At 55.5% G+C, this 14,954-nt stretch carries 13 protein-coding genes and 1 pseudogene; 2 read left to right on the top strand and 12 right to left on the bottom strand.

The window, feature by feature from the left end; translation table 11 throughout:
• Both AC2FD9_RS20790 and AC2FD9_RS20785 read left to right on the top strand, forming a co-directional pair.
• Positions 1 to 344: pseudogene (locus AC2FD9_RS20790) on the top strand (bifunctional methylenetetrahydrofolate dehydrogenase/methenyltetrahydrofolate cyclohydrolase); the annotation flags it as partial.
• Positions 345 to 561: 217 nt separating this feature from the next.
• Positions 562 to 1,299 carry a LytTR family DNA-binding domain-containing protein gene (locus tag AC2FD9_RS20785; RefSeq protein WP_282169102.1) on the top strand — a complete coding sequence of 246 codons (738 nt, stop codon included), beginning with the start codon at positions 562 to 564 and terminating at the stop codon, positions 1,297 to 1,299.
• 2 nt (positions 1,300 to 1,301) lie between these two features.
• Here the strand turns inward: AC2FD9_RS20785 and pdeM are convergent, their stop codons facing one another.
• From pdeM to AC2FD9_RS20725, 12 genes are all read right to left on the bottom strand, one after another.
• Complete coding sequence (pdeM, locus tag AC2FD9_RS20780; RefSeq protein ID WP_496838682.1) at positions 1,302 to 1,964, bottom strand: ligase-associated DNA damage response endonuclease PdeM; 663 nt, start codon at positions 1,962 to 1,964, stop codon at positions 1,302 to 1,304.
• Positions 1,965 to 2,005: 41 nt separating this feature from the next.
• Positions 2,006 to 4,417, bottom strand: a complete 2,412-nt coding sequence (locus AC2FD9_RS20775) for a ligase-associated DNA damage response DEXH box helicase (protein ID WP_496838680.1) — start codon at positions 4,415 to 4,417, stop codon at positions 2,006 to 2,008.
• Positions 4,418 to 4,457: 40 nt separating this feature from the next.
• A complete protein-coding gene (locus AC2FD9_RS20770; RefSeq protein ID WP_109313459.1) occupies positions 4,458 to 5,765 on the bottom strand; it encodes a DUF8689 domain-containing protein in 1,308 nt (435 codons plus the stop codon).
• Positions 5,766 to 5,881: 116 nt separating this feature from the next.
• On the bottom strand, positions 5,882 to 6,427 hold the full coding sequence (locus tag AC2FD9_RS20765; RefSeq protein ID WP_282120047.1) for a prepilin peptidase: 546 nt from the start codon (positions 6,425 to 6,427) through the stop codon (positions 5,882 to 5,884).
• A gap of 3 nt (positions 6,428 to 6,430) precedes the next feature.
• The gene (locus tag AC2FD9_RS20760; RefSeq protein WP_282169105.1) at positions 6,431 to 7,282 is read right to left on the bottom strand and encodes a tetratricopeptide repeat protein; all 852 of its coding nucleotides are present in this window, start codon (positions 7,280 to 7,282) and stop codon (positions 6,431 to 6,433) included.
• A gap of 30 nt (positions 7,283 to 7,312) precedes the next feature.
• Positions 7,313 to 7,894 (bottom strand): tetratricopeptide repeat protein, encoded by a 582-nt coding sequence (locus AC2FD9_RS20755; RefSeq protein ID WP_282169106.1) that lies wholly within the window; start codon positions 7,892 to 7,894, stop codon positions 7,313 to 7,315.
• Between the two features lie 7 nt (positions 7,895 to 7,901).
• Complete coding sequence (locus AC2FD9_RS20750; protein WP_282169107.1) at positions 7,902 to 8,891, bottom strand: type II secretion system F family protein; 990 nt, start codon at positions 8,889 to 8,891, stop codon at positions 7,902 to 7,904.
• 10 nt (positions 8,892 to 8,901) lie between these two features.
• Positions 8,902 to 9,870: a type II secretion system F family protein gene (locus tag AC2FD9_RS20745; protein ID WP_282169108.1), complete on the bottom strand. Its 969-nt coding sequence runs from the start codon at positions 9,868 to 9,870 to the stop codon at positions 8,902 to 8,904.
• A 12-nt stretch (positions 9,871 to 9,882) separates the two neighbouring features.
• Positions 9,883 to 11,328 carry a TadA family conjugal transfer-associated ATPase gene (locus tag AC2FD9_RS20740; protein ID WP_496838676.1) on the bottom strand — a complete coding sequence of 482 codons (1,446 nt, stop codon included), beginning with the start codon at positions 11,326 to 11,328 and terminating at the stop codon, positions 9,883 to 9,885.
• Between the two features lie 24 nt (positions 11,329 to 11,352).
• Entirely contained in the window at positions 11,353 to 12,585 is a 1,233-nt protein-coding gene (locus AC2FD9_RS20735) for a CpaE/TadZ family protein (RefSeq protein WP_496761377.1), read from the bottom strand.
• A 199-nt stretch (positions 12,586 to 12,784) separates the two neighbouring features.
• Positions 12,785 to 13,411 carry an OmpA family protein gene (locus tag AC2FD9_RS20730; protein ID WP_282120041.1) on the bottom strand — a complete coding sequence of 209 codons (627 nt, stop codon included), beginning with the start codon at positions 13,409 to 13,411 and terminating at the stop codon, positions 12,785 to 12,787.
• Between the two features lie 17 nt (positions 13,412 to 13,428).
• Complete coding sequence (locus AC2FD9_RS20725) at positions 13,429 to 14,835, bottom strand: type II and III secretion system protein family protein (protein ID WP_282120040.1); 1,407 nt, start codon at positions 14,833 to 14,835, stop codon at positions 13,429 to 13,431.
• Positions 14,836 to 14,954 lie beyond the last annotated feature (119 nt).

Raw genomic sequence — 14,954 nt, 5'->3', positions numbered from 1 at the left:
CCATCGCGCACAGCCGCACCAAGGATCTGCCCGACGTGGTCCGCCGCGCCGATATCGTCGTGGCCGCCGTTGGCCGCCCCGAAATGGTGCCGGGTGACTGGATCAAGGAAGGGGCGACCGTCATCGACGTGGGCATCAACCGCATTGATGCGCCCGAAAAAGGTGAAGGCAAGAACAAACTGGTCGGCGACGTCGACTACGCCAGCGCCGCAGCACGCGCCGGCGCCATCACCCCGGTCCCCGGCGGCGTCGGCCCCATGACCATCGCCTGCCTGCTGGCCAACACACTCACCGCCTGCTGCCGCGCAAACAAACTGCCAGAACCAGAAGGCCTCACAGCCTGACCTGTTTCTCTGGGGCGCAAAAAATGCGCCCCAGAGAAACTGAATTTTGCACAAGTTTGAAAATTGGCCATGATGTCAACGTGCTAAATTTCCCCCCTTTAAGGTTTGAATGTCTGAATGGGGCGTGTTAGCCGGGATCTCCCAGCCGTTTACAGTGTGTGAATGTTAGCTTTCCGGGGCTTTTGGCTGGGTCCCTGAAAGTGGTTTTTGATATGGTATGACTTCAAAGCTAAGACCCATCTTCAGCCTGTGCAGCCCACAACGCGTGGTGGCCGGAGCGTTCTTCCTTCCTATGCTGGCTTACGCTTTTCCGCCGTTCCAGATGTCGGATTTGCCGTTTGTCATAAGCTTCTTATTTTGGTTCGGGGTGATGGGTATCGCCGTTACGTCGACCTGGATGGCCCGAAAGCTGATCCGAGAATCCGGGACTGTTCTGAACTTGCCGGTGCGTGATCTGGCAATCGCCCTGTTTGTTTTGCTATTGTTTATCCCGTCCCTTTGGGTGCTGGCCGTGGTTCTTTTTTCCATTGGGGGCCACTCCGCACCCGGCATCCCGCGGGTTATTGGATACAGCGCCTTGTTTACCGCTGGCCTGATTCTGACCAGCCGGGCAGAACCCAAAGGCGCTCCACCATCATCCCCGGTGCCGCGGCTTGCACGACGGTTGCCTGCGTCTTTTCAGGGGCAGATTTATCGCCTGAGCTCGCGCAATCACTACGTGGATGTGGTCACATCAGAGGGTACCTTTGCGATCCGGTTACGGCTCTCTGATGCGGTTGGGGAAATGGAGCCCTTGCGCGGGCATTGTGCGCACCGGTCCCATTGGATCGTGGACAACGCAGTCACAGGCACTGAGAAGGTAGCTGACAGAATCTACTTGAAGCTGGTGAATGGTGACCTGATACCGGTCAGCCGGAAGTACAAGCCGATGCTTGAAGACGACGGGTTGATATGATCTCAGCGTGGCATTGGGATGATTTGTGGTTGAGGGCCGGTCAGGATGGCCATTGCCCGGTCGCTCATCAAGTCACTTAGAACTTTCTCGGAACTTCGTAGCCCGCCTGTATAGGTGCCATAGGCCGGTAGGATAAGCCGTGCATTATCCATCAAAAACGCCGGGCGTGTGATCGTCCGACCGCGTGCCCTAATGCGGGTCTTGGGATGGTAGTGACCCGAGACTTCACCTTGGGCACCAAGTTGGGCGATATGTCGGAAAACCAGCGGACCTACCGCGTATTCAGCCAGATGTTTTCCGCCCAGATCTATTGGACCTGGGTCGTGGTTTCCTTCGATCCAAATCCATTGTCGGCCTGCTTGCAGGGCGGTCAACGAAAGCGTCTCGGCGGTCCCCAACGCCGCCAAAGCATCCAAATCGTCAAAGCTGTCGCCCAGGCAGATGACAGTTTGCGCGCCGGTTCTGTCGATGTCGGCTGCCAGCCGGTTCAGGGTGTCCTGACTGTCATAGGGCGGCAAAGAGGGACCACCGCGCCGCGCAATACGTTCGGATTTGCCAAGATGCAGATCGCTGACGCATAACAGTTTCCGGCTTGGCCACCACAACGCACCAGATCCCAATGCGCGCAGGTCTTGTTCAGCAAAGGAAAACGCCAGCTCGTTCATGGTACGTTCTTCACCTGTTTTGATCCTTGGCGCAAGCTGAATTACTTCGCGTCTAGTCCCGCAGCCTGTAGCAACCGGGCGCTTTCCTCGGCCAACAGACGTTCTTCGGCGGCACCTTTGACCGGTACTTTGCCAACCTCCAGAAACAACGGCGCGGCGAGGGGAGAGACCCGATCCAGCCGAACCAGATCTATCCGGTCACCAATTCGTTCAATCATTGTCTCGATACGTCCAAAATCCACTAGTCCGCGCATTGCTTCCTCGCGGGTGATCTGCATCAGAAGGTGGTTGGAGTCATACTTCAGCAGCGTATCGTAAAGAATATCCGAGGAAAACGTAGCCTGAGGCCCGCTTTTGCGTTGCCCGCCTGTATTGCGCTCGATCAGGCCTGCTATTGTGGCCGAAGCGCGAAAGGTGCGTTTCATGACAGCGTTGCCCGCCAGCCATGTCTCAAGCCCGTCACGCAGTTTGTCCAATTGGAGCAATGGGCTTGGGTCGGTCACAGCATCCAAGCCCCAAATCAGCGTCGCATAGTCGGTGGCAACAAAACCAAGCGGCGCCAACCCGGTTTCCTCCATCCGTTTGGACAATAAAAGCCCAAGGGTCTGTTGCGCATTGCGCCCAGCGAAGCCGTAAACACACAGGTGTTCACGACCGTCATTGGGAAAACTTTCGATCAGCAAGCGATCCCGTTGAGGCAGTCGGGATATATCCCGCTGCAACGCTAACCATTCGGCCGTGTGGGCAGGTAGTTGTGGCCAGTCTAGCTGAGCGAACATGCGCAGGATACGGTCGCTGAGTTGGGTCGAGGTCGCGAACTTGGTGCCCGAAAATGTAGCGATCTTGGGCTTCTTGTCCGCCCGGCGGCTGACCTCGACCACCATTTCTCGCAGCCCCTCGTACCGTACGATCTGTCCGCCGATCAGAAACGTGTCTCCGGGCGTCAGAGAGGCTGCAAATGCCTCCTCGACCTCACCCAGCGGTTTGCCCCCGCGATTGCGCTTTAAGCGGACTTTCAGCGTGTCTGTGTCCTGTATCGTGCCCAGGTTCATACGAATACGCTGTGTTGCCCGTGGGTCTCTTAGCTGCCATTTCCCGTCTGGCCGCTGCAACAGCCGCTGCCAGCGATCATAGGCGCGCAGCGCGTAGCCGCCGGTTGCACAGAAATCCAAACAGGCGTCGAACTCAGCGCGGCTGAGATCGGAATATGGCCCTGCTGCCGTCATTTCGGTGAACAGGGCATCTGCATCGAACGGGCCTGCCGCAGCGGCGATGAGCATATGCTGGCACAAGACGTCCCTTGGGCCCGGTCCGCGCGGTTCGCCATCCAGATCATGGGCCTTTGCCGCCTCCAACGCGGCGACGCACTCGACCACTTCAAACCGGTTCGCTGGCACTAATAGGGCTTTGGACGGGGCGTTGTAACGATGGTTGGCACGACCAATGCGCTGAACCAGACGTTTTACGTTCTTGGGCGCGCCAATCTGGATCACCAGATCCACATCGCCCCAGTCGATGCCCAGATCCAGACTGCCGGTGCAAACAATGGCGCGTAGGTCACCGCGGACCATTGCAGCCTCGACCCGTTCGCGCTGTTGCCGATCCAGGCTGCCGTGGTGAATGCCAATGGGCAGCCCGTCATCATTGGCAAGCCAAATGTTGTGAAAGAATATTTCGGCCTGCGCGCGGGTGTTGTGAAAGATAAGCGTGGTTTTGTGTTGTTTGATCTGATCCAGCACCGCAGGGATCGAATAGGCCGCCCCTCCACCGGACCAGGGCGGCATCTCTTGCGTCTCAAGCATTTGGATATCGGGGTCGGGGCCGGGATCAGCCTGAATGATCTTGCAAGGATCGGGGTGGCGGGCCAAAAACTGCGCGATGGCATCGGGGTCTTCGACTGTGGCCGACAGGCCGACGCGTCGCAGGTCAGGGCACAAGCTCTGCAAACGGGCCAGCGCCAACATCAACTGATCGCCTCGTTTGCTTTCGGCCAAGGCGTGGATTTCGTCCACGATCACGCGTTGGACGCCTGCAAACATCCGCGGGGCGTCTTCGTACGACGTCAGTAAGGCCAGGCTTTCAGGCGTGGTCAGCAGGATGTGCGGAGGGTCCACGCGCTGACGTTTCTTTTGCGTGGCCGAGGTATCGCCTGTTCGGTCTTCGATGCGGATGGGCAGGCCAATATCGTCCGCCGGGCCGCGCAGGTTGCGGCGGATATCGGCGGCCAAAGCCTTGAGTGGGGAAACATAGAGCGTGTGCAGGCCGGGGCGATCATTTTCCGCCAGTTCGGCCAGTGTCGGCAGGAAACCGGCCATCGTTTTGCCACCGCCGGTCGGCGCAATGAGCAAAGTTGCCGGGTCCGCAGCCCGGTCAAACATCTCTTGCTGATGTGGATGGATGGACCAGCCTTTGGCGTCAAACCAATCCGTGATCCGGGGGGGAATCTGCGTCATGAACGCAGACTACCCGGCCTGTCCCGGAAATGGCACGGCGTTAATTTACGATTACCTCGTCTTTGACGAACATGTTGGCCCAGGCCCTGTCGATCAGGTCGGGGCTCATCTGATAGGGGATGCCCTCAAATTCGCAGATCGAGATCATCTGGTCGATCAGGAAGATCGGCTGATAGTTGGCATAGACGTTGTTGATGGTCGGGTATTTGACCTTCAGCAAATGCACCAGAGCGGATTCATCCAGCGGCATGCCGCGTTTCCGCGCCACCATTGCAAAGATTTTTAGGAAGTCTTCTTGAACGGGACCACCGATCTTGATCTTGAAGAAGATCCGGCGCAGGGCCGCTTGGTCGAATATCTCATTTGGGTGGAAGTTGGTCGAGAAGATAACCAGTGTGTCAAAAGGCACTTCGAACTTTTCGCCAGACTGCAGGCCAAGAATGTCCTTGTTCTCTTCCAAAGGAACAATCCAGCGGTTGATCAACGCCTGTGGCGGTTCCTGCTGACGACCAAGGTCGTCCACGATGAAGATGCCACCGGTTGATTTCAGCTGCAGTGGCGCCTGATAGGTACGTGCAGTCGGGTTGTAGACCAGATCCAGCATTGAAAGCGAAAGTTCACCACCCGTTACCACGGTCGGGCGTTCGCACTGAACATAGCGTGTGTCGAACCGCTTGCGACGGCGAAGGCTGTTGGGGTCATCCGCCTCTTGCTCGATCGCAGTGTGGACGATCGGATCATAGACCGTGATGACCTGACCTGCATACTCGATGGCACGGGGAACATAGACGTTGTCCCCCAGCGCGTCGCGAATACCGTTCGAGATTGAGGATTTACCGTTACCCGGAGGGCCATACATCAGAATTGACCGGCCGGCGCTGACTGCGGGGCCCAGATGGTCCAGTAGGCTGTCGGGCAGAACAAGATGTCCCATCGCACCAGTTAGCTGATCGCGGGTCACCTGAATATTTCGGATTGACTGACGCTTGACCTGTTCCCGGTATACGTCCAGCGGAACCGGCATAGCGCCGAAGTATTCAGATTGGCTCAGCGCGTCCAGTGCACGGGCTTTGCCGGCATCGGTAAGCTGATAGCCCATCTCGTTGCCACTGTTGGCGTTCAGTGTGCCCGTCGCTTCGAGCAGTTTCTGTTCGCGTGCAATGTCTACAAGTTCTTGCGTGACCGCACCTGGCAAACAGATCGCTTCCGCGATTTCCGTGACCGTATCCACGTTCTTTCGGAATATCGTCTTAAGCAGAATGTCCCGCATCATCACGATGGGCAGTTTCATTTCGGCCATACCCTTGGGGGCAGGGGGGGCCATAACCGAGGTCGTCTGCATATTCATGAGCGTTGCCCGTCTATCCACTAATCACGCCAAAAGCCCCACAAGGGCTGCTTGGTTAAAATCTTAACCTGCTTTGTGTCAGCACAAAGGCATTGAAAAGGCGGACTGATGATAGTTTATGAGCCGGAAACAGTTCCGAAAATCAAATAGATCGCCAAACTGGCCCCTAACGGAAAACCCATCGGAAATTTCTTGCCCCGATCCCAGCTCTCCCAGTCCGGGGCGATTGCCCGAAGGCGTGTGTGCTTGGCCAGCCTGTGCGTCACATATGCACCAAGCATGGCGCAAGTGGCGATCAGCGTCATAAGCAGATAGTCACCGGCCCAGACAAAGGCTGAGGCGGCAGCCAGAAACTTGGCATCACCTGCCCCCATGACGCCGGCCGCGTTCAACAGGATGCCAAAAAACAAAACGACAACGATGTGCAGCAATTGCCACAGATAGGGCGGAAGTGTCAGGGCAATCGGACCCACGCTGCCGGTCGTCCACTCGGTGGCCCAGGGTGGCAGTGCAATCAACCCGACAACAGCAAAAATCGCGGCCAAAGCGATCACGGCATGATTTTTGATCAGCATGCTACGCAGATCGGTGAAGGCCACATAAAAACAGATCGGCAACACAAACGGCAAAAACCATGCGGCTGCCGTCGCAGGGATATTCATGAATCAGGCCTCTTCAAGCGCGCGAAGCGATCGGACGGCTTCCTCATAATGCTGGGGGTGGGTTGCGATGGCTTCACGGAACAGGTTTTTGGCCGTCGTGATATCGCCTTGTTTGATCGCAGAAATACCCATTGTATTCAGCAGCATGGCCCGCTCAACTTGTGTCAGAGGAACAACTGGCATGTTATAGTTCCCCTGTGCAGCCCTGGCCAACACGAGGTTGTTCTTGGCGGTGAACAGCGATTTGTCCTGACGGATTGCTTCGGAAAACAATCTCTCGGCATCGGCGTAATCACCGCGCGATAGCTTGGAGTAGCCCCAGTTGTTCATAACGCCACCTGGGCGCGTGGTTAGACCAACGGCTGTTTCATAAAAGTGATCTGCACGTTTCCAGTCTTTACTGGAGTCTGCAACGACCGCCTCAAGACGGTAACGTTGGAATGTCTCATAGGTTGGAGGAACAGAATCCAGCGTCGACTTGGCTGTTGCCCAGTCACCAGCGCGGACCGATGCGGCGGCGTATTCGACCCGGTCGACGTTGCTCGCGCCTTTCATGGTCGTCACTTTTTTCCACGCCGAAGCGGCCTCGGTCGTGCGTTTAGCGCGCGTAAGAGAAATCGCGAGGCCCCGTTGCAGGTCGATCCGGCCGGGGTTTTTTGCGGCGGCCCCTTTGAAATAAGTTACAGCCTCGTTTGGGTCAGCCGCGGTCAGAAGAACCTCGTTCAGGTTGGTTTCGTCAATGACGTTCACCTCCTGATAGGTGCGTTCTACCTTTTCTTCTTCGGTTTCTTTCTCGCAGGCGGACAGGACCATCCCGCAGACTACCATCGTCGGAATCAAGAATTGTTGGCGCATTTTTTGCGTCCCTTACTGCTCTTGCCTATGTTACGGGAGCTTGCGCAGCTTGAATTGCCCGTTGCCTTGCTGCTCCAGTGTATATTCTTGTTTTTCCGGGGTAGTATTAACAGGATTTTCCATTTTTGCGAGTGCTAAGCGCAGATTGTCCAAAATTGCGTCACTTTCGCCATTGTCCAAAGCAAAGGCGCGCCGGAACATCTGTTCTGCCTCGGGGTATTCGGCCTTTTCCATCAGCACAACACCAAGATTGTTCCACACGATAGGCCAGTCAGGCTCATCCTCAACTGCGCGGCGCAGCAGTTCCTCTGCCTGCCCTAAACGCCTGAGACCCAGGTTCGCAGTTCCCATTGAGGTCAGGAGTTCCGTTGTCATCCCCTGATCCAGCGCGGCACGGGAAAAGGATGTCAGCGCCAGTTCATATTCGCCCGATGCCATCAGCCGGTTTCCGACCGTAATCGGATCAACAGATTCTGCCTTAGGGTCGATACCAGGAGCATCCAGGTCGTTCGAAAGGCCTGTTTCTGTACAAGAGGCCACCATGGCAAGAACCAAGGTGGCCTGAAACGTGCGGCGTAGCCTTAACCGGATACACCTGAAATTTGAATTCATCGGGACGTTATCCACCGGATCCACTGTTTGCAAAGTCCGCGATGCCTTTTGCCGAAGGGCCGACCAGAATGACCAGCAACGGCGGCACCGTCAGCATCATTGTGGCAAGTGTCATTTTGGTTGGCAACTTGTTCGCGGCCTCTTCGGCGCGCATTACCCGCTTGTCACGCATTTCACCGGCATAAACCCGCAGGGCTTCGGCGATTGATGTACCAAATGTGGCCGACTGGATCATAACAGTCACAAACGAGCTGACGTCCTGAACGCCGCAACGTGTGCCAAAGTCTCTGAGAACGCTGTCCCTTTCCTTACCAGCCTTCAATTCGTGCGCGACGACTTCGAATTCCGAGGCAATATCCGGGTAAGAGACTTTCATTTCAGCTGCGACCCGAACAATCGCCTGATCCAGCGACTGACCAGCTTCGACGCAAACCAGCATAAGATCCAGAGTGTCGGGAAAACCTGCAACGATGGCTTCCTGTCGTTCGGCAACGCGCCGTGTGATCCAATAGCGCGGGAGGAAGTAGAACGCACATGCCGGGATCAAGACGCGCATGGCCATCTGGGCTGGTGTAAATTCCTGATCACCGGCAAAAACCGTGACCAACAGCACACCAATCGAAATGCCGACCAAACCAAGCGCAAATTGAGCAAAATGGAAAAAGCGGACCGAGTCTTTGGACTGATACCCCGCCTGGCGCAGCTTGAGCTCCATCGCGGACAGTTCTTCTTTGTTCTGTGGTTCCAGGAAGTTCGCGAATTTCTGAAGCTGCTCGTTGCGGCTGGATTGTCGCAATTTGTCCTTGTTGCCCTTTTTGCTTTCCTTGGAGGGCGCATTAGAGCGCTGAAGTTTCTTGAGAGGGTCCTCAGGCTGGTTCAGCATCAGTGGCAAGGTCACAAGGATCATGAACAAGCCCAAAACCCCGACTACGATAAGTGGCCCGAACGGCCCCAAATTCTCGGTCAGGACTTCATTGATTTGGGTCAGAAATTCCATACTCAAGCCCTCAGACTTTGATATTCGTAAGAATGCGCATGACGATCAGGTTCAGTGTCAGCATGATGCCCACAAAGAAACACATCGGAATGAACCATGGGTGGTCCACAACTTCGTCATAGTAGCCCGGATCTTTTACCAAAATGAACAACAGGCAGAATAGGGGGAAGCCAGACAGGAACTTGCCGGACCATTTGGCCTCTGCCGTAATCGCATTGACACGGCGGAACAAGCGGAATCGCGCTCGGATAACCTGGGCCAGACCCGCCAAAATCTCGGCCAGGTTACCACCCGCCTGTTGCTGAATTCCTACCGCGACGGACAAAAAGCGCAGATCCTGCATCCCCAGTCGTTCGGCCATGTCTTTCAGGGCTTCACCGACGTCACGGCCATAGGCGCATTCATCTGCGATGACGCCAAATTCCGTCCCAAGCGGGTCCTGCACTTCATTGGCAACAATTTGAATCGTCGAAACAAATGGGTTCCCGACGCGAAGAGACCGAACCATCAGTTCAACTGCGTCGGGCAGTTGCTCTTCCATCAATCCCATACGTTTCTTGGCTTTGTTGTTTACCCAAGCATACACACCACCCACGCCGATCGCGATCGACAGCGCAATCCGCAACACGACCTCGGTTCCTGTGCCGATGCTCAAGCCCACATAGGCAAATCCAGAAACCAGCATCATGATCATGATCAATTGGCGAGGTGAAAAGGCGATAGCAGCTTTTTGTGCCTTGTCGGCCAAAAGCGAATAGAGCGGGATGCTCTGGGATTTCATATGCTGCTGCATTTCCTTGCGCAGCTGTTCCAGAACCTGTTCGCGTCCGACGCCTTTTTCAAGCATATCCAGACGCCGGTTCACACGGCTGTTCAGGCTGATGGACTTGCCAAATGCCACAAGATAGATGCCCTCGACCAGGAGAAGAACTCCGACGAAGATCACAACATAGATAAGAGCCTCTACGGGCAGTTGCATTTCCGGATCTCCTTAGACGGTCGTAGGTTCGTAGATAGATGACGGTAGATCAAAGCCCCACAGACGGAAGCGTTCGGAATAGTGGCTGCGCACACCGGTCGCGGTGAAATGGCCAATGATCTTGTTGTCCGGCGTCAGACCAACGCGTTGAAACTTGAAAATTTCCTGCATCGAAATCACGTCACCTTCCATCCCCGTAATCTCAGTGATCGAGGTCATCCGACGTGAGCCGTCCTGCAGGCGGCTGGCCTGTACAATCAGGTTCACAGCGGATGAGACTTGGCTGCGTACCGCTTTTATAGGCATCTCGATCCCGGCCATCGCAATCATGTTCTCGAGACGCGAAATCCCGTCACGCGCCGAGTTGGCGTGGATCGTGGTCATCGATCCGTCGTGGCCAGTGTTCATGGCTTGCAGCATGTCGATCACCTCGGCGCCACGCGTCTCGCCCACGATGATGCGGTCAGGACGCATACGAAGAGCGTTTTTAAGACAGTCGCGCGGGCTGACTTCGCCTTTGCCTTCGACGTTAGGGGGGCGGCTTTCCATCCGTCCCACATGGGTCTGCTGCAGCTGAAGTTCCGCCGTATCCTCGATGGTCAGGATGCGTTCGGCGTCATCAATAAAGCTGGACAAGGCATTCAGCGTCGTCGTTTTACCGGAGCCTGTACCGCCCGAGACGATGATATTCAGGCGCGTTGAAACAGCTGCCTGCAAATAGGCGGCCATTTCCTCTGTGAAGGCACCGAAATTGACAAGATCGTCGATGGCCAGCTTGTCTTTTTTGAACTTACGAATGGAAACCAGCGACCCGTCAACGGCGATAGGTGGCACCATTGCGTTGAAACGCGACCCGTCAGCCAGGCGAGCGTCAACATAGGGGTTGGATTCATCGACCCGGCGACCCACGGCGGATACGATCTTGTCGATGATCCGCATCAGGTGCTTTTCGTCCTTGAACGTGACGTCGCTGATTTCTAGCTTGCCGTGCCGCTCGACAAAAATCTGCTGAGGGCCGTTTACCAAGATGTCGTTGACGCTGTCGTCTTGAAGCAGCGTCTCAAGGGGCCCCAGACCAGTGACTTCGTCATACAGTTCCTTGTTTAACTGCGACCGGTCTTCGCGGTTCAGAACGATATCACGAGATTCAAGGATTTCGCTCGAGATTGCGCTGATTTCTGCACGAAGTTCAGATTCTCCGGCCTTTTCAAGTGCCGCAAGATTCAGGTTTTCCAGCAGTTCCCGGTGCATCTCGATCTTGATTTCACCCAGGCGCTCTTTGCGCTTGCGATCCCGGTCCGAAGCGACCGGTTCAGCGGCCTTTTTTTGGATTGGGCGACGGGCGACGGCGTTTTCAGTGGATGCTTTTTTCGGAGCAGGCGTTTGTGCCGCAGCCTCAGGCGTAGGAGCAGCCTCGACCGGCTGCGCTGCTGGCTGCTTCTTGTATCTTGAAAACACGGCGACTACCCCTCTGAAATACGGTTACGCGGCTTCGGCGCTGCTGCTGCCCAAACTGTGAAGCGATTTTGCAAGTTTTGCGATTTCCCGACGCAGCGGGTTTTTGGCGGCGGATTTGGCCAGCGGCAATCCGTGATCACCGCTTTGCATGACGGGTTTGCCACCATCTGGCAATTGCAGGTCAATTGAAATGCCCAGGCTTTCGCCCATTCGCTTGACCCGGCCTTTGCCATTCAAGTCAGTGAATTTCGGGGCTCGGTTCAGAGCGAACCGGAGCTTGTTGAACGGCAGTTCCTCGGCCTGAAGGGCGCGTTTCAACCGCAGCGCGTTCTGAGCGGATCGCATATCCAGCTCGATCATGGCAAAGTACACATGTGCAGCCTGAAGAACCGTTTCCGACCAATGAACAAGGGTTGTCGGCATATCGACAACCACGTAGTCGAATTTCCTGCGGGCTATTTCGATGACGCGCTCGATGTCTTCGGGTGTGATCAGGTCCAACGGAACCATATCGGACGGTGCAGTCAGGACCTCAAGCTTTTCCTCATAGGTTTGTAGGGCCTGCGAGAAGACATCGTCGTCCATCGAGTTTGTGTCCGACAGCATCTCAAATATGGTTTCGCGTCGGGGAAGGTCCAGATAGGTCGACACGCTGCCGTATTGCAGATCCAGATCGATGACGCACACAGAAGGTGCCTCTTTGTCTGACGCAGTTGCCAGCTCCCAGGCGAGATTGACCGCCATAGTCGTTGATCCCACACCGCCTGCCAGCCCATGGACCACAAACAGCGCGCCTTCTTTCGAATCACCCTGAGTGACCTGAGCTGCCACTGCAGTCGTTGCCACCGGTTCAGGTTTGTTCATGCGCTCAATGGCTTCCTGCAACTCTCCTTCGGGAAGAGGGTAGGGGACAAACTCGTCCGCGCCCTTGCGAAGCAGTTGGTGCAGAGACGCAGGTGTTACGTCTTCGGCGATCAGAACGATCTTGATCTTTTTCTCTTTGGCCTGCGAGATGATTTCGCCCATCAGGGAAAGGTTGTCTTCATCTTCTCCGTCAATAGCAAGCGCAACGAATTCAAGGCTTTCCGCCTCTGGTTGGCTGAAAAAAGCCAGGGCTTCGGCAAACCCAAGGTCGCCCCAACGTTCGCCCAAAATGGTTTCCATGTCCTCGATCAGAAGATCAAAATTTTGGACGTCACGGCTGATCGTGCAGGCCAGAATGGCAGTTCCGTCATCATGCGTTTTGGCGCTTGTCATTCACACAATCCTCGTCGTCTGGACCTGCTCACTGCCCGAACATGTTTGGTTCGGTTCAGTTCGCTGTTGCCCGGTCGCGGCCAATTCGGGCCGCACTTCACCTAATTGTTGAAAAGATGGCTTGGAACTTAGGCAAGATTTTGGCGCAAAAGAACCAATTGTAGGGAAATGGGCGACGATGCCGCCCATTTCTTATGGATTATTCATCGTCGCTGCCGCCAGCGTCTTCACGCTGGATGTAACTTTCTCTTGTCGCGCTGTCGACGTATTCGCGGTACACGATCTCGGCGTATTTGCCATCCAGCACCAGCGGGTTGCGATCCAAGAAGCCGGACACTTCGGTCACAGTACGCCGATTTCGGCGATCTCGGTTCGGAGTGTCGATCAGAGGTCGTGTTTTCCCAAAGGAAACAACGGCTTCCAAGCGTGATCGCGAGATTCCCTGCTGCGTCAGGAACGCGACGGCGGCGTTTGCACGACGTTGCCCAAGCGACTGGTTATAGGCGGTAGAGCCGACGGCATCGGTATGGCCGTAAACGCGGAACCGCGCTTCGGGGAACTGCTTGATCCATGCCGCTTGCCGCAACAAGACCCGTTGCGCCTGAGCGTCCAGCTGAGAACTGTTAAACGCAAAATTGATCTGCGTCGGAACTTCTGCAGCAAACCGCTGACCCAGGATTTGGGCGTATGTCAATTCACCGTTCATGACCTGAACGTTGTTTAGCGTTGCGTTGCCAAAGGCGCCTTGGTCGATTTCGTATCCGGCCTCGCGTGTACACGCGGCAACGGTGACCGACAGACCCAGTGTTATGATCCACTTCTGCATTGGTCCTATCCTCTCAATCATTCCAGGATGTAGCCGTATGAGCTGCCAAAGTCCTGTTTGGCGACTTCAGACGCAGCACCCGAACCAACGCGCGTCGTTCGCGCCGTTTTTCCGTTCAAGAACAGGTCAAACTCGCTAGGCGGTTTGACGCGGTCTGTCGGCAGGGCCAGGGCTTCACCACGGGTGGGTGATACCAGATGGGCTGTGACGATGATAACCAGTTCAGATTGCTGACGCTGGTATTCCGCGCTGCGGAACAAAGCACCCAGCACAGGAATGTCGCCGACCCATGGAATTTGGCTATTCAGGTCCGCGAAGTTGTCCTGAACCAACCCTGCAATTGCAAAGCTCTCGCCGTCTCGCAATTCAACTGTCGTCTTCGTCTGACGCGCAATGAATGTTGGCACGTTGTTGCCTGCAATTGAAAAGTTGGAGTTAGGGTCAATAGTTGACACCGATGTTCCCAGCTCGAGGTTTATCAGATCACCGTCCACCACGCGGGGCGTAAAGAGGACCTGCACACCAAAATTCCGGTATTCAATTGCGATTTGGCCGTCATCGGCTGGAACCGGAATCGGGACTTGGCCGCCAGCCAGGAATTCAGCTTCCTGACCAGACAGAGCTGACAGGTTGGGCTCTGCAAGAGTACGGGCAAGCCCTTTGGATTCGAGCGCCTCTAACAGCAAGCGTACCTGTGTCGAACCGGCACCAAAGCCAAACAAGATGGCACCTGTATTTGTCTGCTGGAAGGGAATGTTGTTGTTCAACGCGTTGGCCAACGCACCAGCGGTGTTCAACGTGTTGAATCCGCCCGTTGTGTCACCACCGCCAAAACCAAGCGATGCGGTCAAACTTTTGGCAACCGACCGATTCATTTCGGCAAAGCGAACTTTCAGCATGACCTGTTGAACACCGCCAACAGACATTAGGTTCGAAACCCGCTCGGGCGCGTAACGTTCTGCAAGTTCCAGGGCACGGGCCAATTTAGCCGAGCTGGAGATCGTGCCAGAAAGAACGATGCCGTCGTTGGCAGTACGCACTTCGATTGGCTCGTTCGGCAGAATCTGTCTCAATCTCTCTTTGAATTCAGACACATCCGGCGAAACACGGACCCGAACGTTGGCCAGCAGGTTGCCAGCCCCATCGAACAAAGTCAGCGTGGTCAGGCCAGGTGCCTTACCCAAAACATAGATAGTACGATCAGAAAGCGACGAAATGTCAGCGATGCCTGCGTTGGCGATGCTGAGTTCCGCAAATGGTGTTTCGCTTTCAACGACAATTGCGCGGTTCATCGGAACGTCCAGCGTTTCCGCCGTACCGTTCTTAACCACGCGAAGTGTTTCAGCTTGGACAGCAGTGCTGGCCGAACTGATAACTAACGCCAACCCCAGAAGGGTTGCGTTGAACCAAGATATTATTTTCATGTGACCTGCCTCTCCGATCACGCCTCGTTTTAGGTCTAATGCCTTATGTGCGATAACACTGCGCGAATTACGATTTTATTGCAATAATCAATGGTTTCTGGAATTTTCCTTATGTGGGT

The sequence above is a fragment of the Ruegeria sp. YTSC230 genome, from assembly GCF_059609665.1.
Note: the sequence above shows the minus strand (reverse complement) of the source record. Positions and strands in the feature narration are given on the sequence as shown.